Genomic DNA, 18,821 nt, shown 5'->3' on the forward strand with positions numbered 1-18,821 from the left:
GCTCTACTGGTCGCCTGCGCCCGGGTCGACAGTGCCCGGGCGGTCTGCGTAGGTGCGCGGGTCGACGGCGAGCAGACCATCGGCCACAGCGGCGGCCCAGAACGCTTCGGGGACCTCGGCGTGGGCGAGGGCGACGTTGCGTTCGACCTGCTCAGCCGTGCGCATGCCCAGGGTGACATTGGTGATCGCGGGATCGCGGAGGCTGAATTGGACGGCGGCGGCCGGCAGGCTCGTGCCGTGCGCGGTCGCCAGTGCCGCGAGCTTCTCCGCCTTGTTAAGCACCTCCCGCGGCGCGTCCTCGTAGTTGTACTTCGCCTGCTGCCGGGGGTCGGTGTTGGCGAGGATGCCGGAGTTGAAGACGCCGACGTTGACGACGCCGACCCCACGGGACGCGGCCGCGGGGATGAGCTCGTCCCGCCCGCCCTGTTCGAGGAGGGTGTAGCGGCCGGCCTGCATGACGACGTCGATGTCGGTGTCGCGGACGAAGCGGGTGAGCATCTCCGCCTGGTTCATCCCCGCGCCCCACGCCCCGATGACGCCTTCGTCGCGCAGTCGGTTGAGCTCGGGAACCGCACCGTCGAGGGCCTCCTGCCAGTAGTCGTCGGGGTCGTGGATGTAGACGATGTCGACGCGGTCAAGGCGCAGGCGCGTCAGCGACTCCTCGATCGACCGGCGCACCCCGGAGGCAGAGTAGTCGCGCACCCGGTGGAGGTCACCGGGGACGGCGAAGCCCTCGTCGTCCCAGTCCCGGGGTGCGTCGGCGGGGCGGATGAGCCGGCCGACCTTCGTCGAGAGGAGGAAGTCCTCGCGGGGTCGGTCGGAGAGGATCTCGCCGAGGCGGCGCTCACTGAGCCCGAGACCGTAATGGGGTGCGGTGTCGAAATAGCGGATGCCCAGATCCCAGGCCGTGGCCACTGCCGTGGTCGCGGTCGCGTCGTCGATGACGCGGTAGAGATTGCCGATCGGGGCGCCCCCGAAGCCGAGGGTGTGCAGGTCGTGCAGGCGCTGCACGACGGGGTTCTTCTCAGTCACTGAGTCCTCCTCGTCAGATAGAAGTCCGCTGCGGTGGTGCCCATGACGGCGGCGAAGTCGGTGTCGTCGACGACGTGGTGCAGCGCTGCGGCCGCCGCCTGCTCCCACTCGCCGTCCCCGAGACCGTGGCCGGTCGTCGAGACGGGGTGATCGGACCCGTACATCGTGCGCTCCGGACCGAAGGCCGTGAGCACCTCGCCGATGAAGCGGTCTGCGAGCTCCCGGGCCGCCTCAGGGTCGACGGCACCGGGCATCTGGCCGGGCAGTCCGGAGAACTTCACGTGGAGGCCGGCATGGGCGGCCAGGGCGCTCATCGCCTCCGCCCATTCCTCGAAGGAGAAGTCGGGATCGGCGGGCAGGGGTTTGCCGAGATGGTCGAGGACGAGCCCGTCGGCCGAGCCGGTCACCGCGACGACCGAGGTGAGCAGCGCGTCGAGCTCGGCCAGCTGGCCGGCGCGGACGCAGAGGTCGACGGTCAGCCCGACCCGGCGCGCGCAGTCGAGTCCGCGCAGCAGCGCCCCGGCTGTCGGCGAGGTGCGGGGGTCGAGGTCCCCGGCGGGGCGGGACTCGAAGTTGTCGCGCACCCCGACGACGAGTGGGGTGTCGGCGAGCCGGGCGACCACCTCGGCGAGGTGGGGGTCGGTGAAGTCGACGGCGGCGACGATGCCGCGGATGAGCGGTTCCTCCGCCGCGAGGGCGGTCAGCCATTCGACCTCTGCGGTTCGCTGATCAGGACTGATGCCGGCTTCGACGACGATCGCCGCGGTCGCGGACGCTGTTCTCTGAATCGGCAGGCTCGTCTCCGGGAGGGCGGGCAGCTCCGTCATCCACGGGTAGGAGAAGCGGCGCCGGTCCCACAGGTGGAGGTGGGAGTCGACGACCTGCGGCGGGGCACCGGTCATGGGGTCACGACTCCGACGGTGATCAGGAGGTTCGCGTACTGGCGCTGATCGCCGGTGGCGATGATGAGCCCGACATCGGGCAGCCGTGCGGTGTCGTAGAAGGCGAAGCGCTCATGACCGGTGAACGGCACACCGGGTAGCAGTGCGGCGTACCCGTCGACCGCCGGTGCGGTCCCGGCCTCGGCGGTGAGCATGAACTCGCAGGCCTCGAGCGGGATCGTCCGGGCGAGCGGCTCGAGGACCTGATCGACGGTGAGCAGCCCGGGGGTGACGTTGAGCGCGATGCGGGTGGTGCCGGCGGGCACCCCGGTGAGATGCGGGTAGTTGCCGTCGGCGATGAGGATCTTCGTGCCGTGACCGCACCGGGCGAGCGCGGCGAGGAGTTCGGGGTGGGTGAGCGGGGTGGTGAGCATTGTGGCTCCTCTCGTGGGTGCCGGGTTCAGCTCTGCTTCGTCGCCGAGGCAGCCGACGTTCTCCAGTATGCTTCGATCTCCTCGAGCGAGCGGCCCGAGGTCTCGGGGACGCGGGTGAGGACGAACCACAGGGCCGCGGCCGAGAGGAGGGCGAAGAGGAGGAAGACGAGCGGTCCGATCGCATCGAGGGCGACGGGGAACGCCCACGCGAAGATCGCGTTGAAGAGGTACTGGGCGAAGGTGATGACGCCGGTGCCGATCGCCCGCACGGACAGGGGCAGGACCTCGGGCACGAGGAGCCAGAACACCGGACCCATGCCGATGCCGAAGGCGAAGGTGTAGGCGAAGACGGCGGCGATGCTGATCCAGCCCGCGTCGGGCAGCAGCCAGAGGGCGAGCATGGCGATCGTCTGACCGAGCATCGAGATCGCGAGCAGCCGGACCCGGCCGAGCCGGTCGATGATCGGCAGGGCGATCGCCGTGGAGACGACGAGGGCGATGCCGACCCCGTAGTTCGCGTAGCTGCCGGCCCGGTCGCCCATGCCCGACTGCGCGAAGATGATCGGCGCATAGTAGACGACGGCGTTGATGCCGGTGAAGACCTGGAAGAACGTGAGGACGAGGAGGACGGTCATCGGCCGCCTCGCCGAATGGGTCAGGGCGGTCAGGCCGCTGTCCTGCTGGGCGAGGCTCGACTTGATGTCGTCGAATTCGAGGCGGGCGATCTCCTGGGTCCCGCGCAGGGAGGTGAGCACGGCCAGGGCGTCGTCGTCGCGTCCGCGGGTGATGAGCCAGCGGGGGCTGGCCGGGGAGAGGATCATGCCGACGAAGAACACGGCGGCGGGAATCGCGCCGATGCCGAGTATCCACTCCCACAGACCCGAGGCCTGGAAGGCGTCGCCGACGATGTAGGCGGCGAGGATGCCGAAGTTGACGGCGAGTTGGTAGAGGCCGGTGAGCAGGCCGCGGATGCGGGTGGGGGAGAGTTCGGAGAGGTAGATGAGTCCGAACATGTTGGCGATGCCGACGCCGAGGCCGAGGAAGAAGCGGGCGGCGCCGAGGACCTCGGGGGTCGGGGCGAACGCGCAGGCGAGGGATCCGAGGAAGAAGATCACCGCGGCGACGATGAGGAGGTGACGACGGTCGAAGCGGCGGGCGGCGAGGGTGGCGCCGATGATCGAGGGGAGTGCTCCCCAGAGCAGGAGGGAGGTGATGAGTCCCTGCTGCCCGGCATCAAGGCCCATCTGCTCGGTGAGCAGGGGCAGGGCTCCGGAGATCGCTCCCGAATCGTAGCCGTAGAGGAGTCCGGAGAAGCCGGCGAGGATGGCGATGAAGATGATCTTGGTCGGGATGGGCTCGTTCGCGTGGTTGCGGGCGAGTCCGGTGTCGGAGGTCGTGTGGTCAGTCACAGCAGGGAACCTGGTTTCTCACGAGGTGATGGTCATCATGCTGGGGTGCCTTGCGCAGGGGCGCGCTGCGTCGAGCGGTGCTACGGCGGCCGGGGGCAGGAGGCGGGGTTCAGGCGGACTCGGGGACGGGTGTCGCCGAAGTGGTCGCCGAGGCGGTGCGCGCTGCCCATTCGGGGCCGTCGGGGTAGGCGAAGTCGGTGAGCGTCCGGGGCAGGATCTCGGCGCCGGCGCCCGGTGCCGAGGGCGGCCAGTATCTGCCGTCGTGGACGTCGACAGGGGTGACGAAGTGCTCGTGGAGATGATCGACGTATTCGATGCAGCGGTCGTCCATCGTCGCCGAGACCGCGACGAAGTCGAACAGCGAGAGGTGCTGGACGAGTTCGCACAGTCCCACGCCGCCGGCGTGCGGGCACACGGGCACTCCCGCGTGGGCGGCGAGGAGGAGGTTGGTGATGTTCTCGTTGACCCCGGCGACCCGGGTGGCGTCGATCTGCATGACGCGCAGGCCGTCGGCTTCGAGCATCTGCTTGAAGACGATCCGGTTCTGGCAGTGTTCGCCGGTGGCCACCGGAACCGGGGCGATGCCCTGCTGGATGGCCGCGTGGGCGAGGATGTCATCGGGCGAGGTCGGCTCCTCGACCCAGCGGAGATCGAACCGGGCGAGGTCGCCGATCCAGTCGATCGCTTCGGCGGTGCCCCAGTGCTGGTTGGCGTCGATGGCGATGGGGAACCCGGGTCCGCAGATCTCTCGGGCGATGCCGAGGCGGCGGATGTCGTCGTCGCGGTTCGCGCCGACCTTGAGCTTGATCTGGGAGAAGCCCTCGTCGATGGCCTCTCGGCACAGGCGGGCGAGCTTCTCATCGGAGTAGCCGAGCCAACCGGGCGTCGTCGTGTAGGCCATGTATCCGGTCTCGCGGAGCTCGGCGATCCGCTCGGCCTTCCCGGGCTCGGCGGCATCGAGGATGGCGCGGGCGTCGTCGCGGGTCATGAAGTCGCTGAGGTAGCGGAAGTCGAGGAGGTCGAGGATCTCCTCGGGACTCATCCCGGCGAGGAGCTCCCAGAGGGGCAGTCCCGCGCGTTTGGCTTTGAGATCCCACATCGCGTTGACGATCGCGCCGATGGCCATGTGGCTCACGCCCTTCTCCGGGCCGAGCCAGCGCAGCTGGGAGTCGTGGACGAGGTCGCGCCAGAAGCCGCCCATGTCGGTGAGGATCGGTTCGACCTCACGTCCGACGAGGGTCTCGGCGATGACGCGCACGGCCTCGGTCTGGATGTCGTTGCCGCGGCCGATCGTGAAGACGAAGCCGTGGCCGGCGTCGCCGGCATCGGTGGAGACGATGAGGTAGGCGGCGGAGTAGTCGGGGTCGGGGTTCATCGCATCCGAACCGTCGAGACTCGCCGAGGTGGGGAATCGCAGGTCGACGACGTCGATCGCAGTGATCTGAGACATTTCGTCCTTTCGCACAACAGCAGCGTTGTGATCGGATGTCTGAACGGCCGGTCCTGGGAGCGATCGGTCGGTTCAGGGAATCGTTTCGCTGACCTGAGTCTAAACATAGGATGTTTGAGTGGTCAAGGGTGTGCTGGGCGGAATGCGTCGCCGAGGTGGGAGTGCGCGAGGCGCGCAGCGCCGGAGATGCTCGAGGGCAGTGCGGGGGCTGAGATCGGATGTCTGGTCGTCAGCGGTCGACGACGACTCCGTCGGCGTCGGCGAAGACCATGGCGCCGGGGCGGATCGTCGCACCGCCGAACTCGACGGTGACGTCGTGGTCGCCCGCGCCCGTCTTGCCGCTCTTGCGAGGATTGCTCGCCAGCGCCTTGATGCCGATGTCGAGGGTCGAGAGGACCTCGCGATCGCGCACGGCGCCGTTGATGACGACGCCGGCCCAGCCGTTGTCGATCGCGAGCCCGGCGATCATGTCGCCCATGAGCGCCGTGGCGATCGAGCCGCCGCCGTCGACGACGAGGACCGCGCCGTCGCCGGGCTGGGAGAGCACCGTCTTGACGAGGGCGTTGTCCTCGAAGCACCGCACGGTCCGGGCCGGACCGGAGAACGCGACCTTGTCCCCGAAGTCGGTGAAGTTCAGTGCGATCGAGTAGAGCTCGGGACCTCGTTCATCCCAGAGGTCGGCGTTTGAGACCGTCATCGATTCTCCCTGTTCTCGTGGGCGCTGGAGGTATGCCAGCACGCTAGCACGAGGACGAGTCCAGATGCCGAACCGTTTGGAACCGGGTCGGGCGACTCGCTAGGGTGGAACGGTGCCCTACTCCGTCGCGTCCCGTCTCGAAGCAGCTCGTGCTGCCGATTTCCCGAAGGCGAAGATCGTGACGACGCTGTCGAACGGCACGAACGGGTGGATGAGCTCGTGGGGCACGAACGCCCACGGTGAGATCGCCGGCTGCCCGCCGCCACGGCGCTGACTGCGCGCATCCGCATCTCTGCCGGTCAGCAGGGCTGACCGCACACCGGATCGTCGCGCACTCGCGTTCACTTCTCACCTCTGCGAAAGCGACCCCACCGATGTCTTCGGCTGTCCCGAACCCCACTGATCCGACCCCCTCCACCCTCACCGCACGGCCGGCGCGGGAGCGCCTCGCCCGCGTGCTCAAGCACGATGCCGTCGGCGGCATCCTCCTGCTCGCGGCGACGGCTGCGGCGCTCATCATCGCGAACTCACCGGCCGCCGACTGGTATGAGACCGTGCGGTCGACGAAGTTCGGCCCCGAGGCCCTCAAGCTCAACCTCTCGGCGAGCAGCTGGGCCTCCGACGGCCTCCTCGCGATCTTCTTCTTCGTCGTCGGCCTCGAGCTCAAGGAGGAGTTCGTCGCCGGCAAGCTGCGCAACCCGAAGACCGCCGCAGTGCCCGTCGCGGCGGCCGTGGGCGGCGTCGCGATCCCCTCGCTCCTCTACGTCCTCGTCAACCTCAACTCCGGCGGCAGCGCGTTGAGCGGCTGGGCGATCCCTGCCGCGACCGACATCGCCTTCGCCGTGGCGATCATCGCGATGGTCGGCAAGTTCCTGCCGCCGTCGCTGCGGACGTTCCTGCTCACGCTCGCCGTCGTCGACGATCTGCTGGCGATCGCCATCATCGCGATCTTCTACACCGACGACCTCTCCTGGCTGCCGCTGGGCTTGGCGCTGCTTCCCCTGCTCGCGTTCGCCGTCGCCGTGCAGCGGGGCATCCACGCCTGGTGGCTGCTCTTCCCGCTGGCGTTCGCCACCTGGACGCTCGTCCACGCTGCGGGGATCCACGCGACGATCGCCGGGGTCCTCCTCGGGTTCATGGTGCCGGTGGCCGCTAAGCGCCACGGCGGTCGACGGACCGGGGACCAGCGCGGCTTCCACGCGCACGACGGCATCCACGGCACCGAGGGCCACGGTCCGGCGGCGCAGTTCGCCGACAAGTGGAGCATCCCCTCGGCGGTGATCGCGGTGCCGATCTTCGCGTTCTTCGCCGCCGGCGTCAACGTCGGGGGACTGTCGGGACTCGCGGAGTCCCTGGGCAGTCCGGTCGCCCTGGGGATCATGCTCGGACTCGTCGTCGGCAAGCCGCTGGGCATCACGCTGGCGACCTTCCTCATCACCCGAGTCCGCGGATTCTCCCTCGACCGGACGATGCAGTGGGTCGACGTCGTCGGAGTCTCGTGCCTCGCCGGTGTCGGCTTCACCGTCTCCCTGCTCATCGGCGACCTCAGCTTCGGTGCCGATGACCCGCGGGCGCAGGTCGTCAAGGTCGGGGTGCTCTTCGGCTCACTGCTCGCCGCGCTGCTCGGAGCGGTCTGGCTGTCGGTGCGCAACCGGCACTACAGGATCCTCGCCGCCCACGTCGACGCGGGCACGCGAACGACCGCGGCGCAGGACTGAGCGGGGTCACGGTACCCAGATCCGTTCTGACCGGGCAAGATGGAGATAGCAGATCCGTTCGCTGGCATTGGAGGTCACTGATCATGTCCGAGACACCGGAACCCACCGAGGCGACCGAGGAGTCGTCCGCGCAGAAGGACGCCCGCGACGCGGCTCGTGAGCATGATGACCAGCTCGTCGAGGAGTGGGGCGACGAATCGTTCCCGGCCAGCGACCCGCCGGAGAACTACTGAGCTGACGCGCGACCGAGGCTCCTGATCCGGAAGAGCAGGAGTCCGGTCGTCGGCGCGCTCACTGGCGGAGTTCGTCGATGCGGCCGGTCTCGCCGACGATGACGAGCTTCGTCGTCGCGCGCGACATTCCGACGTAGATCATGTCCGCGGCTCGCGACTCGTCGCGGAATCCGTTGAGGCAGAGGACGACGGCGGGACGTTCGAGTCCCTTGAACCCGAGGACGTGCCCGTAGAAGACCTCCTCGGCGGAGAAGAACTGATCCCAGTACGCCTGGTAGCCCTCCTCCTCGACGATCTCCCGCTGCACCGGATGTCGGCTGCCTGTGGTGAGGAGGGCGATGTCACCGGGCTGCCATCCGGCGTCCATCAGCGCTTCGACCTGTCCGTCCGCCTCGGCGAGGGCCTCATCTGCGGGGACGGGGATGACGTCGATGTCCTCCGCGGGGCCGTTTCGGCTGATCGGAGGGTCGGTGGCGAAGCCGGAGAACGCGGTGACGATCTGTTCGGAGTTCCGGAGGTTCTCGTCGAGCTGGATGGGATTCATCGTGATCGGTGAGGTGCCGTGCCTGCCGAAGACGCGCTGGCGCTCGTCGGTGAACACGTAGAGGGTGCCCTCGGCCTGGTTGCGCAGGCACGATGCCACGGCCTCCCACCACAGGGGACTGAAGTCCTGGCCCTCGTCGATGATGATCGCGTCGAAGAGCTGACGGCGGGGACGGTCGTCGGCGAGCTCCCGGAGGCGGCGCGGCAGCTCCTCCTCCCAGTAGGCGGAGTCGTCGTCGCTGCCCTCCTCAGCGCCCCAGCTGACCGGCAGGTCGTGGAAGAGACCGACGTAGGCGGGTCGATCCGCCTCGGGCCACGCCGAGGTGACGAGCTGGAGGAATCGGCCCAGGCCCCGCGAATAGCACATGAGCGCGACCGACTTGCCCTCCTGGGTCAGGGCCTGCGCCTTCCGGAGGGCGAGGTAGGTCTTGCCGGAGCCGGCGCCGCCGCTGATCTCGGCGCGGGTCTGATGGCGGAGGACGCGGATGAGTCGCGCCTGCTCCTGGGAGAGCTGGCTGGCGCGGTCTTCGATGGCCTGAGCGCGCACGCGGAGGTTGGCGACCGCCAGATGGGTGCGTCGCAGATTCTTCGTCACCGCATCCAGCGGAACGCTCGGGTCATCCCGCTCGGGGATGCGGGCGTGACGGAGGGCCGCGGCGATCGCCTCGGCCAATCGGTGCATATCGGTGGCGTCTGCGAGGAAGTGCCGTGGCGCGTCGGGCAGGTCCCAATCGGCCGGGAGCTCGGTGTAGGGGAGAACGGCGAAGTGGATGAAGGGCCCGGGCATGCGGGAGAGTCGAGGCTGCAGGAAGCGGCGGAGTCCGTGTTTGGCGACCATCGCCTGGTCGATCGGGGACTGGTTGAGCCGGTGGCGCTGCTTCTTCGCGTCGTGGGTGTACCAGGTGCCGTCGACGACGTCGATCCGCCCGCCCTTGACCTCGATGACGGCGATGCCGAGTCCGGGCCAGAGGACGAGGACGTCGATTTCGACGTCCTTCGTCGCGGTCGTCACGCGTTGGCCGTGGATGAGGGTGACAGTGTCGGGCAGCTGCCGTTTCAGCGCCTTCCACACCGCTGCCTCGGCGCTCGACTTTCCGAAATCCGGTTCCTCCGGGATCAACGTCACCATGTCGTGAGCCTACCGGCTGGAAACCGGATGTCACGACTGGGGTAGTGGGATCTGTCGGTGGCGATTATCCGGAGAACCGCTGACGGTCGTCACGTCCGCCAGGTCGGTGCGATCAGGGCTGCACCTGGTGCCCCGCGTGCCAACCGAGAGGGTTGGTCTCCTCAGCTGTGGCCCGCAGCGTGGACAGTGCAGTTGTGAGCTTCTTCGACATCCGCGTCTCTGCTCTAGTCACCGCAATGATCGTGTTCGAGACCTCCGGATTGATCAGCGGAACGTAGTTCACCGGCAGCCCGTGGAACGACCGTGTGGTCGGGTGCGGGACAGCATTGGCGATCGACACCCCCAGTCCCATGGCCACCATCGAGCGGATCGTCTCCGCATCGGGAATGAGCCAGCGCACCTGAGGTTCGAGACCGAGGGTGCGCATCTGTGCAACGACGAGATCAGCTGTGGGCGGTGAATCGAGAAGAATGAACGAGTCATTGCGCAGGGCGCGAAGGTCCAGTTCTGCCTGACCTGCGAGAGGGTGATCGGCGGCGATCACCGCATGGGATTGCACGGCCATGAGTTCATGTTTCTGTAGCCCGGCGAATTGCAGCTGCCGGAGATACATCACGGCAATGTCGATCTCCCCGTCGAGGACGCGGCGCTGGCATTCGACAGGGGCCGCCTCGTGGAAGGAGATGTCGAGGGCTGGATACTCGCGGCTGAACGCGGCCGCCACGCCGGGGAAAATGCGCGGTGCCGCGGTGGGGATGCAGCCGATACGGAGGTTGCCTTGCAGAGTTGCCACGTCGCCGATCGATTCGACCGCCTCGGTGACGGTCGCGAGGATCGCTCTGGCATGGAAAGCGAACTCGCGCCCTTCGCTGGTCGGGCGTGCGCTGCGGGCCGGTCCGCGCGCAAGAAGTGTGACTCCGAGCCGCTTCTCAAGCTGACCGAGTGCTGCGGAGACCGTCGCTTGGGAGACCCGGCACGCTTTCGCTGCTGCGCTCACCGACCCGTGGTCAAGGACGGCAAGGAAGTACTCGACCTGGCGGAGCGTGAAATCATTCATCGAGTCTTCCTATGTTGTTCACGTATTAATTTTGCTTTTTCTTTTGATGATCCTGCGAAAGACTGGTCACGTCAACCCGACATCGCAATGAGGCAGAAGGGCGCGCCACGATATGGATGAATCGAAGATGAAAGTCATCACCCTGGGGACTTCCGGGGGACCGCGGTGGTGGAAAGGGAACCTTCGCGACCGTTCTGGGATCGCCACGGCGATCGTCGTCGGAGATCGGTTCTACCTCGTCGATGCCGGCCATGGGGTCGGACGCCGGATCCGCCAGGCGGGCCTTGAGCTCAGTGACCTCGGAGGCGTGTTCATCACCCACCTCCACTCCGATCACACGATCGATCTTCCAGCGCTCATCGTGTTCGGCATGCACGAATTGCAGCATCGTGCTGACCATCCGGTGCCCATTGTCGGCCCGGGACAGCGCGGAGCCCTTCCCCCCCGTCTCGCCGCGAGCGATCGTGACTCCACGGCCCGTGGCCCCGGCGAATCCGACGCCGGGTGTGGTCGGGATGTTCAACAGCATTGTCGCGGCGTATGCGACCGATATCAATGATCGGGTGCTCGACTCACTGCGAACGTCGCCCGAAGTGCTGTTCGACCCGCGCGACATCACTGTCCCAGAGACCATCGGCTTTCATCCGAACACGAATCCGCACCCTGATATGGAGCCGTTCGTCGTCTTCGAAGACGACTGCGTCACGGTCACGGCGACCCTCGTCGAGCATCCGCCGATCGCCCCGGCATTCGCCTTCCGGTTCGACAGCGAGTTCGGATCGGTCACCGTCTCCGGCGACACCCGCGAAGCTGCGAATCTCGTTCGTCTTGCGCACGATACCGACATCCTCCTCCACGAAGCGATTGACTTCTCGTGGGTCGACGGAATGTATGAGCATCGCACCGATGAGGAGGGCCGCGCCTCGCGCGACCACCACTACAAGTCGCACACCTCGTTCGACGGAGCCGTCAGGATCGGAAATGCGGCAGGAGCGAAGACTTTGGCTCTCCACCATCTCGTGCCGGGCGCTGCCGATGAGGGCAGTTGGGCGCACGGTCAGGAACTCTTCAACGGACAGTTCCTCGTTCCCGACGATCTTGACGTGATCCCGGTCAAGTCGCACGCCGATCTTTCGCACAGGAGCTGAACACCGTGGTCAATCACAACAACGGCGTTGTCGATTCCGAAGGCCTGCAGACATCTCTGCGCACGCCTGAGATGAAGAGGATTCTCGCGTCCAGTTTCATCGGTTCGGCGATCGAGTTCTACGATTTCATGCTCTACGCGACGGCGTCCTCGATCGTCTTCGCACAGCTCTATTTCGCCGACCTCGGTCCTGGGCTGTCCTTGCTGGCCTCCTTCAGCACATTGGCTGCCGGATACTTCGCTCGACCGCTCGGCGGAGTGATCTTCGGGCATTTCGGCGACAAGGTCGGACGCAAGATCGCCCTGGTCGTCTCGATGGTCATGATGGGTGGGGTGACCGTCATCATCGGCCTCCTCCCGCCGACAGCGACTATCGGCGTGATCGCTCCGATCACGCTCTTCGTACTTCGCATCATCCAGGGTGTGGCGGTCGGCGGTGAATGGGGTGGAGCGGCACTGATGGCGCTGGAACACGCTCCCAAGAATCGCCGAGGGTTCGCAGCCGGATTCGCCAATGCGGGCGGACCCGCCGGCGCCGTGCTCGCCACACTGGCACTCTCACTGACAGCGGCGCTGACGGGAGACGCCTTCACGGACTGGGGATGGCGCATTCCGTTCCTCTTCTCCGCGGCACTGATCGCGCTGGGACTCTTCATCCGACTCAAGGTCAGTGAGACTCCCGCTTTCAAACGACTCGAAGAGGAGAGCGAGAAGCGGAGGGTGCCGCTGGTCACCATCTTCGGACGATATAAGAAGCAGCTGCTCATCGGAATGGCTGCAACAGCGACGATGTACGTGACATCGGGGCTGACCACGGTATGGGGCGTCTCTGTTGCGGTCGCCGCCGGAGAGAACAACTCTGAAGTGCTCAATTGGAAGGCTACGGGTGCAATCATCACGGTCATCGTCACCCTCATCGTTGCCCGGTTGAGCGACAAGCTCGGGCGCAAACGGACTCTGATATTCGCACACAGCATCGCCGTGATCATGGCGCTGCCGCTCACGCTCCTCCTCGTCATGGGCGAGATCGGACCCTTTGCCGTGGCGATCGTCGTCGGCAATGGCCTCGTGCAGGGTATGCTGTTCGGCCCCATCGCGGCTTTCGTCTCAGAGCTCTTCCCTCCCCAGGTTCGCTATTCGGGTGCCTCTCTCGGATATCAGATGGCGGCAGCGTTGGGCTCGGGATTGATGCCGGTCGTCGCATCGGCGTTCATTCTCGTCCCCGGGGCCGGTCCGTTCCTCATCGCCGGAGTGTGGGCGCTCTGTGCGATCATCGGCATCATTGCTGTCGTCGCAAGTCGCCCGGTGGACGACGGCGAGCAATCCGACGACGGAGAACATCCGCGGAATGCGGACCTCGACGGCGGTCACCAGCCGAGCACCGCGACGGTTGACCGCCTCACCGCCTCGTTGGAGCCTTCCGGAACGTCCGCGCCGAACCGGCACGCCGTGACCAGGCGTCCGGTCACCTGAACGGTGGCTTCCACAGTCCCAACCCCGACAGACCCCTGCCTCAGGTGTTGTTTCCCTGCACCTGAGGCAGGGGTCAGTCTCCGTTCTGCCGTCGATCCCAGTCGACGTCGAGCGCGAAGTCGATGAGGGCCTGAACCCGTGCCGACACCTCGACGCCGGAGGGCCAGATGACCTCGACGGCGACGGGCTCGACGGCCGGTTCGATCTCTTTGACCACCAGCGGATAGCCCTCGTAGCTGGCCGGGTTCTTCTGCCGCTGGACGAGGACGCCGTAGCCGAGTCCGCGGGCGACGAGTGTGCGCACGACCTCGTAGCTCGTCGTCCGGTAGCGGACATGGGGATCGAGCCCGCGGTCATGGAACATCGTCAGCGTGTGCTGGCTCGAGGGAGGGGAGTCCAGGAGGATCATGTCCCGGTCGACGAGGTCCTCGAGACGCACCGTCTCCGCCTCGGCGAAGGGATCGTCGGGGGAGAGGATGACATGGGCCGGTTGGGCGAAGAGCCGGGCCCGGTTCGGGGTGCCGGGCACCAGGGTCTCGTAGACGAAGGCGACGTCGATCTCTCCCGACTCGAGCTTTCCCGCCAGCCGGTCCTGCGGCGTCTCGACGATCTCGAGACTCACCCGGGGATGCTGCTGGCCGAAGTCGGCGAGGAGGACGGGCAGGATCATCGGAGCCAGCGTCGGATAGCACCCGATCGTGATGGGACCGACGAGCTCGCCGTCGACGGGGGTGAGCTCGCGTTCGAGTTCGTTCGCCTCGGCGAGCAGCGTCTGAGCGCGGGCGGCGACCTGGCGGCCGGCGGCCGTGAGGACGAGGCCGTGAGCCTTCTTCCGGATGCACAGATGGGCGTCGAGCTGATGTTCGAGCGCCGTGATCGCATCGGAGATCGCCGAGGAGGACACGTGGAGCTCGGCCGCGGCGGCGGAGATCGTGCCCAGTCTCGCCGCAGTGAGGAGGTAGGAGAGCTGGCGGAGGCTGAACCGTGGGGGCTGATCAGAATGCATTTCCGTTTTTCCTGAATATGATGTGCGGATAATTCCGCTTTTCCTTTGCTTCCATTCTCCACATACTGGTCAGTGAACGCCATCACATCTCACAGTCGAGGGGGAAGACGACGATGACTTCTCAGATCCACACCGGTTCTCCGACCGGAATCGAGACCGCACCGGTTGCCGATTGGGTGACGATCCCGGAGCTCTACGCCGATCCGTTCCCCATCTACGATCGTCTGCGGGCCGAAGGCGGAGTCCACTGGGTGCCCTCGGTCAACCGCTACCTCATCACGAGCTACGAGGCGGTCAGTGAGACCGAGCACGACCAGGAGACCTACTCCGCGAACGAGAAGGGCTCGCTGCAGATCCGCGCGATGGGCCACTCGATGCTCCGCCGCGACGATCCCGAGCACTACCCCGAGCGCCGTGCCTGGCAGACCGTCCTCAAGCCCGGCTACGTCAAGCGGGTGTGGACGCAGATGTACCGCGAGGTCGCCGAAGGCCTCCTCGCCGACCTCAAAAACAAGGGCACGGGAGCGGACCTCATCTGGGACTTCGCCGCACCCTACGCCGCAGAGACCCTGCGCCGGATGATCGGCCTCTACAACGTCGACCAGGCCGACATGCAGCGCTGGTCGCAGACCCTCATCGACGGGGTCGGCAACTACGCCGACGACCCTGAGGTGTGGGCGAAGTCGGAGCGCTCGTTCAACGAGGTCGACGACGCGCTCGACGAGATGCTCGAATACCACCTCACCCATCGGGACGACTCCCTGCTGTCGGGTCTGCTCTCGATGCCGGGGGAGACGATGCCGATCGAGAAGATCCGCGCGAACATCAAGATGACCATCGGCGGTGGGCTCAACGAACCGCGCGACGCCCTCGGGGTCGCCGCCTACGCGATGTTCACCCACCCCGAACAGCGGGCCGCGGCGATGGCCGATCCCTCCCTGTGGCCGACGGTGTTCGAGGAGACCATTCGCTGGATCGCCCCCATCGGCATGTACTCGCGCCAGGTCACCCACGACACCGTCCTCGCCGGCACCCCGCTGCCCGCCGGTGCCCAGCTGGGCATCTGCGTGCTGTCGGCGAACCGGGACGAGAGCATCTGGACCGACGCCCACACCTTCAACATCCACCGGGAGGTCAAGCCGCACCTCGCCTTCAGCAAGGGCGTGCACGTGTGCCTGGGCAACTGGGCGGCCCGGTCGGAGATCGCCGAGGTGGCCCTTCCCCTGCTCTTCAACAGCCTGAAAGGGCTCGACATCGACGAGAGCCGGGAGACCCGCATCGGCGGCTGGGTGTTCCGCGGAATGCTCTCCCTGCCGATCACGTGGACCTCGGCCAGCGACGCCCCCGACTACGGTGCCGCCCACACCGGCGCCACCGCCTCGGCGACGGAGAAGGACAAGGGCCCGGGCCCGCGGATCGCGATCGTCGGCTCGGGGCCCTCCGGCTGCTTCAGCGCGAAGGAGATCATCCGCCGGGTGCCCGGCTCCGCGGTCGACGTCTACGACCGGCTCCCCGTGCCCTACGGCCTCCTCCGCTACGGAGTCGCTGCCGACCACCAGGGCACGAAGTCCGTCGAGACGCAGTTCGACAAGCTCTTCGCCGACCCGCGGGCCCGGTTCATCGGCAACACCGAACTCGGTCGGGACGTCAGCCTCGACGAGCTCAAGGCGAACTACGACTCCGTCGTGCTCGCCAGCGGACTCTCCCACGATCGGGCGCTCGAGGTCCCCGGTGCCGAGCTCGACGGCGTCTACGGAGCCGGCCGGATCACGCGCCTGCTCAACGGTCATCCCGACGAGGACTTCGCTGACGCGGTCCTCCCACGGCTCGGGGCGCGGATCGCCGTCGTCGGCCAGGGCAACGTCGCCGTCGACATCATCCGCCTGCTCACCTGCGAGTCCACAGCACTCGAAGGCAGCGACATCGACGACCGCATCCACTCCCGAATGCGCGAGGACGTCTCCCGCATAGACGTCGTCGGCCGCTCGGGCGCGACGGCGGCGAAGTTCGACCCCGTGATGATCCGCGAACTCGCCCGGACCCGCGGCCTCCGCCATGTCCTCCACGGCGTCGATCTCGATTCCACGGCACCGGGCAAGGACGCGAAGCTCGACGCCCTCCGCGATCTCGTCGCCGCCGACGGCGGCGCCGCGGCGATCGAGGTCCACTGGTGGTTCGGAGCGATTCCGCAGGCGATCACCGGAGACACCAGCGTCGCCGGCATCGACCTCGACGTCGCCGGTTCCGCCGTCCACCTCGACGTCGACTCGGTGATCTCGGCGATCGGATTCGTCCGCGACATCCCTACGATCGGGCAGCTCGGCATCTGCCCGGTCTCGCCGATCCCCGGAGACGGCAGGATCGATGACCGGCTCTTCGCGATCGGCTGGCTCAAGGGCAACGGTCGGGGGACGATCCCCGACCAGCGCACCGAGGCGAAGGCTCTCGCCGCGCTCATCTCCGCCGAGGTCGACGCCGGGACGATCACGGTCGGCGCCACCGGCCTCGACCCCCGGGAAGGGGCGACCGACTTCGACGGGTGGCGTCGCATCGACCTGCGCGAGCGCCTCGGTGCCGGCCTCGGACGGTGCCGGTCGAAGATCACCGCGCGTGACGAGCTGCTCGAGGTGGCCCGGGACGCCAGCCTCGACGGGCAGCTGACGGCCGCCTCGGCGAGCACGAGCAGCGATCTGGCCCCCGACGTGCCGCTGACGATCCTCTTCGGAACGGAGTCGGGCAACGCCGAACTCGTCGCCGAGGAGCTCGGATCGTTCCTCGGCCAGCGCGACGATCTCGTCATCTCCGACCTCGCCGCGGTCGATCCGACTGAACTCGACCCCACGCGGTTCCACCTCATCGTGTGCTCGACGTACGGCGACGGTGACGTCCCGAGCTCGGCGGCGGACTTCTTCGCCCGCCTCCACGATGACGACGTCGACTGTGCCGGAGTGCGCTTCGCGGTCTTCGGGATGGGCGATGCCAGCTACACGAAGACCTATTCGCGGGGCAGCGAGCGCCTCACCGAGGCCCTCGAGGCCAAGGGCGGGGTCCGGGTCGGCGAGTACGGACGCCACGATGCCGGGGGAACCGTGCCGGCGGCCGAGGCGGCCTGCGAATGGGCGGAAGGAGTGCTGACGAACCTCACGACAGAACTCTCCCCGGCCTGATCTGCCGCACAGCCCAGCCCACCCCGGCTGTCAGCCCGCCCCGAATGTGGGGCGGGCGTTTCCCGACCATCACCTGAACAAGGACGTTCACATGACTGCGACACCCGCACTCACCACCCCTGCCCAGAAGCGAAACCAGCGGAAGGTCGCGTTCGCCGCGGTCATCGGCACGACGATCGAGTGGTACGACTACTTCACGTACTCGACGGCGGCCGCCCTCGTCTTCGCCCAGCTCTACTTCGCCCCCGCCGGGGAGGCGATCGGACAGATGCTCGCCTTCGCGACGATCGGCATCTCGTTCCTCTTCCGCCCGCTCGGGGCGTTCCTCTCCGGGCACTTCGGCGACAAACTGGGGCGCCGCTTCATCCTCGTCGTCACGCTTGTGACGATGGGTGTGGCGACCGCGCTCATCGGTCTCATCCCCACATACGAGACGATCGGCGTCACCGCACCGATCCTCCTCATCCTCCTGCGCATCATCCAGGGCCTGTCCGCCGGCGGCGAATGGGGTGGGGCGGCGCTGCTCGCCGTCGAGCACGCCGACGCCGACAAGCGGGGGCGGGCCGGATGCTACCCGCAGCTGGGTGTGCCGCTGGGCATGCTGCTGTCCTCGGGCGTCATCGCGCTCATGACCGGAGTCATCTCACCGGGTGACGCGTTCATGGAATGGGGCTGGAGGATTCCGTTCCTCCTGTCCGTCGTGCTCATCGGCGTCGGCTACTGGGTGCGCCGCTCGGTCGAGGACACGCCCGTGTTCAAGGAGATCCAGGTCGAAGCGGCCAAGCGCAGGGCTCCGATCATCGACCTGTTCCGCAAGCACTGGCTGCTCGTCATCGTCGCCGCCCTGATCTTCGCCGGCAACAATGCCAGCGGCTACATGACCACCGGCGGATTCGTCACGAAGTACGCGACCGATCCCGTCGGCTTCGAACCGACCCAGGTGCTGCTGGCGATCACCTTCGGGTCGTTCGTCTGGCTCATCTCCACCGCGGTCTCCGGCGTGCTGGCCGATCGGATCGGGCGCGTGAAGACGTACGTCATGGGGTTCATCATCCTCATCGTCACGGCGTTCCCGCTGTTCTGGCTCATCGACACCGGCAACCTCGGTCTGCTCTACCTCGCCCTCGGCGTGTTCTCCATCGGGCTCGGCCTCTCCTACGGTCCGCAGGCCGCGCTCTACGTCGAGCTCTTCCCCGCCTCGATCCGCTTCAGCGGCGTGGCGATCTCCTATGCGCTCGGCGCCGTCCTCGGCGGGGCCTTCGCCCCGACGATCGCGCAGGCGCTGCTGCAGGCGACGGGAACGACGGCTTCGGTCTCGCTCTACCTCGTCATCATGGCGGCGATCTCGCTGCTCGCCGTCTCCGTCGTCCGCGACCGTCGCGGCATCGACCTGTCCGTGGGCAACGAAGAGGAGCAGGCGACCGGAGTGTGGCGTCGCCGCTGAC

General features: G+C 67.3%; 17 protein-coding genes. 8 read left to right on the forward strand and 9 right to left on the reverse strand.

What is annotated here, in order from left to right:
- Nucleotides 1-3: 3 nt before the first annotated feature.
- The 6 genes from ACFQ91_RS04075 to rraA form a co-directional block, all read right to left on the reverse strand.
- A complete protein-coding gene (locus tag ACFQ91_RS04075; protein ID WP_198498323.1) occupies nt 4-1,032 on the reverse strand; it encodes an aldo/keto reductase in 1,029 nt (342 codons plus the stop codon).
- Nucleotides 1,029-1,934, reverse strand: coding sequence for an amidohydrolase (locus tag ACFQ91_RS04080; protein WP_198498324.1), 906 nt, complete (start codon nt 1,932-1,934; stop codon nt 1,029-1,031). The genes ACFQ91_RS04075 and ACFQ91_RS04080 overlap by 4 nt, the downstream gene beginning before the upstream one ends.
- A complete protein-coding gene (locus ACFQ91_RS04085) occupies nt 1,931-2,347 on the reverse strand; it encodes an RbsD/FucU family protein (protein ID WP_198498325.1) in 417 nt (138 codons plus the stop codon). The genes ACFQ91_RS04080 and ACFQ91_RS04085 overlap by 4 nt, the downstream gene beginning before the upstream one ends.
- A gap of 26 nt (nt 2,348-2,373) precedes the next feature.
- A complete protein-coding gene (locus ACFQ91_RS04090; RefSeq protein WP_198498326.1) occupies nt 2,374-3,756 on the reverse strand; it encodes a sugar porter family MFS transporter in 1,383 nt (460 codons plus the stop codon).
- Between the two features lie 109 nt (nt 3,757-3,865).
- On the reverse strand, nt 3,866-5,206 hold the full coding sequence (locus tag ACFQ91_RS04095; RefSeq protein ID WP_198498327.1) for an enolase C-terminal domain-like protein: 1,341 nt from the start codon (nt 5,204-5,206) through the stop codon (nt 3,866-3,868).
- Between the two features lie 229 nt (nt 5,207-5,435).
- Entirely contained in the window at nt 5,436-5,903 is a 468-nt protein-coding gene (gene rraA, locus ACFQ91_RS04100) for a ribonuclease E activity regulator RraA (protein ID WP_198498328.1), read from the reverse strand.
- A gap of 112 nt (nt 5,904-6,015) precedes the next feature.
- Here rraA and ACFQ91_RS04105 point away from each other — a divergent pair, with 112 nt between their 5' ends.
- From ACFQ91_RS04105 to ACFQ91_RS04115, 3 genes are all read left to right on the forward strand, one after another.
- Nucleotides 6,016-6,177, forward strand: a complete 162-nt coding sequence (locus ACFQ91_RS04105; protein WP_198501040.1) for a hypothetical protein — start codon at nt 6,016-6,018, stop codon at nt 6,175-6,177.
- A 100-nt stretch (nt 6,178-6,277) separates the two neighbouring features.
- Nucleotides 6,278-7,621: a Na+/H+ antiporter NhaA gene (nhaA, locus tag ACFQ91_RS04110; RefSeq protein ID WP_198498329.1), complete on the forward strand. Its 1,344-nt coding sequence runs from the start codon at nt 6,278-6,280 to the stop codon at nt 7,619-7,621.
- A gap of 83 nt (nt 7,622-7,704) precedes the next feature.
- Nucleotides 7,705-7,854 carry a hypothetical protein gene (locus tag ACFQ91_RS04115; RefSeq protein ID WP_171006942.1) on the forward strand — a complete coding sequence of 50 codons (150 nt, stop codon included), beginning with the start codon at nt 7,705-7,707 and terminating at the stop codon, nt 7,852-7,854.
- Between the two features lie 58 nt (nt 7,855-7,912).
- Here ACFQ91_RS04115 and ACFQ91_RS04120 read toward each other — a convergent pair whose 3' ends face one another.
- Nucleotides 7,913-9,526, reverse strand: coding sequence for a nuclease-related domain-containing DEAD/DEAH box helicase (locus tag ACFQ91_RS04120; protein ID WP_198498330.1), 1,614 nt, complete (start codon nt 9,524-9,526; stop codon nt 7,913-7,915).
- A 112-nt stretch (nt 9,527-9,638) separates the two neighbouring features.
- Nucleotides 9,639-10,583: a LysR family transcriptional regulator gene (locus tag ACFQ91_RS04125; protein WP_198498331.1), complete on the reverse strand. Its 945-nt coding sequence runs from the start codon at nt 10,581-10,583 to the stop codon at nt 9,639-9,641.
- Between the two features lie 127 nt (nt 10,584-10,710).
- On the opposite strand from ACFQ91_RS04125, the gene ACFQ91_RS04130 reads away from it, so the two are divergent.
- Genes ACFQ91_RS04130 through ACFQ91_RS04140 form a run of 3 tightly spaced genes read left to right on the forward strand, consistent with a single transcriptional unit; the run spans nt 10,711 to nt 13,203 of the window.
- Entirely contained in the window at nt 10,711-11,142 is a 432-nt protein-coding gene (locus tag ACFQ91_RS04130) for an MBL fold metallo-hydrolase (RefSeq protein ID WP_232623898.1), read from the forward strand.
- Nucleotides 11,099-11,731, forward strand: a complete 633-nt coding sequence (locus ACFQ91_RS04135; RefSeq protein ID WP_344251326.1) for a hypothetical protein — start codon at nt 11,099-11,101, stop codon at nt 11,729-11,731. The genes ACFQ91_RS04130 and ACFQ91_RS04135 overlap by 44 nt, the downstream gene beginning before the upstream one ends.
- Nucleotides 11,732-11,736: 5 nt before the next feature.
- Nucleotides 11,737-13,203, forward strand: coding sequence for an MFS transporter (locus ACFQ91_RS04140; RefSeq protein ID WP_232623542.1), 1,467 nt, complete (start codon nt 11,737-11,739; stop codon nt 13,201-13,203).
- 73 nt (nt 13,204-13,276) lie between these two features.
- On the opposite strand, the gene ACFQ91_RS04145 is transcribed toward ACFQ91_RS04140, so the two are convergent.
- Nucleotides 13,277-14,209, reverse strand: coding sequence for a LysR family transcriptional regulator (locus tag ACFQ91_RS04145; RefSeq protein ID WP_198498332.1), 933 nt, complete (start codon nt 14,207-14,209; stop codon nt 13,277-13,279).
- Nucleotides 14,210-14,322: 113 nt separating this feature from the next.
- Between ACFQ91_RS04145 and ACFQ91_RS04150 the strand changes: the two genes are divergently transcribed.
- Together ACFQ91_RS04150 and ACFQ91_RS04155 are read left to right on the forward strand one after the other, a co-directional pair.
- Complete coding sequence (locus tag ACFQ91_RS04150; protein ID WP_198498333.1) at nt 14,323-17,376, forward strand: cytochrome P450; 3,054 nt, start codon at nt 14,323-14,325, stop codon at nt 17,374-17,376.
- Nucleotides 17,377-17,467: 91 nt separating this feature from the next.
- A complete protein-coding gene (locus ACFQ91_RS04155; RefSeq protein ID WP_376870497.1) occupies nt 17,468-18,820 on the forward strand; it encodes an MFS transporter in 1,353 nt (450 codons plus the stop codon).
- The last annotated feature ends 1 nt before the right edge of the window (nt 18,821 follow it).

Origin of the sequence: Brevibacterium sp. NPDC056726 (assembly GCF_042790515.1) — a bacterium.
Lineage (GTDB): Bacteria > Actinomycetota > Actinomycetes > Actinomycetales > Brevibacteriaceae > Brevibacterium > Brevibacterium sanguinis.

Coding starts and splice junctions, on each gene's coding strand:
- ACFQ91_RS04080 (WP_198498324.1), bottom strand. CDS start 1,934: ATGACCGGTGCCCCGCCGCAGGTCGTCGACTCCCACCTCCACCTGTGG.
- ACFQ91_RS04125 (WP_198498331.1), bottom strand. CDS start 10,583: ATGAATGATTTCACGCTCCGCCAGGTCGAGTACTTCCTTGCCGTCCTT.
- ACFQ91_RS04120 (WP_198498330.1), bottom strand. CDS start 9,526: ATGGTGACGTTGATCCCGGAGGAACCGGATTTCGGAAAGTCGAGCGCC.
- ACFQ91_RS04115 (WP_171006942.1), top strand. CDS start 7,705: ATGTCCGAGACACCGGAACCCACCGAGGCGACCGAGGAGTCGTCCGCG.
- nhaA (WP_198498329.1), top strand. CDS start 6,278: ATGTCTTCGGCTGTCCCGAACCCCACTGATCCGACCCCCTCCACCCTC.
- rraA (WP_198498328.1), bottom strand. CDS start 5,903: ATGACGGTCTCAAACGCCGACCTCTGGGATGAACGAGGTCCCGAGCTC.
- ACFQ91_RS04135 (WP_344251326.1), top strand. CDS start 11,099: ATGTTCAACAGCATTGTCGCGGCGTATGCGACCGATATCAATGATCGG.
- ACFQ91_RS04155 (WP_376870497.1), top strand. CDS start 17,468: ATGACTGCGACACCCGCACTCACCACCCCTGCCCAGAAGCGAAACCAG.
- ACFQ91_RS04095 (WP_198498327.1), bottom strand. CDS start 5,206: ATGTCTCAGATCACTGCGATCGACGTCGTCGACCTGCGATTCCCCACC.
- ACFQ91_RS04085 (WP_198498325.1), bottom strand. CDS start 2,347: ATGCTCACCACCCCGCTCACCCACCCCGAACTCCTCGCCGCGCTCGCC.
- ACFQ91_RS04145 (WP_198498332.1), bottom strand. CDS start 14,209: ATGCATTCTGATCAGCCCCCACGGTTCAGCCTCCGCCAGCTCTCCTAC.
- ACFQ91_RS04130 (WP_232623898.1), top strand. CDS start 10,711: ATGAAAGTCATCACCCTGGGGACTTCCGGGGGACCGCGGTGGTGGAAA.
- ACFQ91_RS04150 (WP_198498333.1), top strand. CDS start 14,323: ATGACTTCTCAGATCCACACCGGTTCTCCGACCGGAATCGAGACCGCA.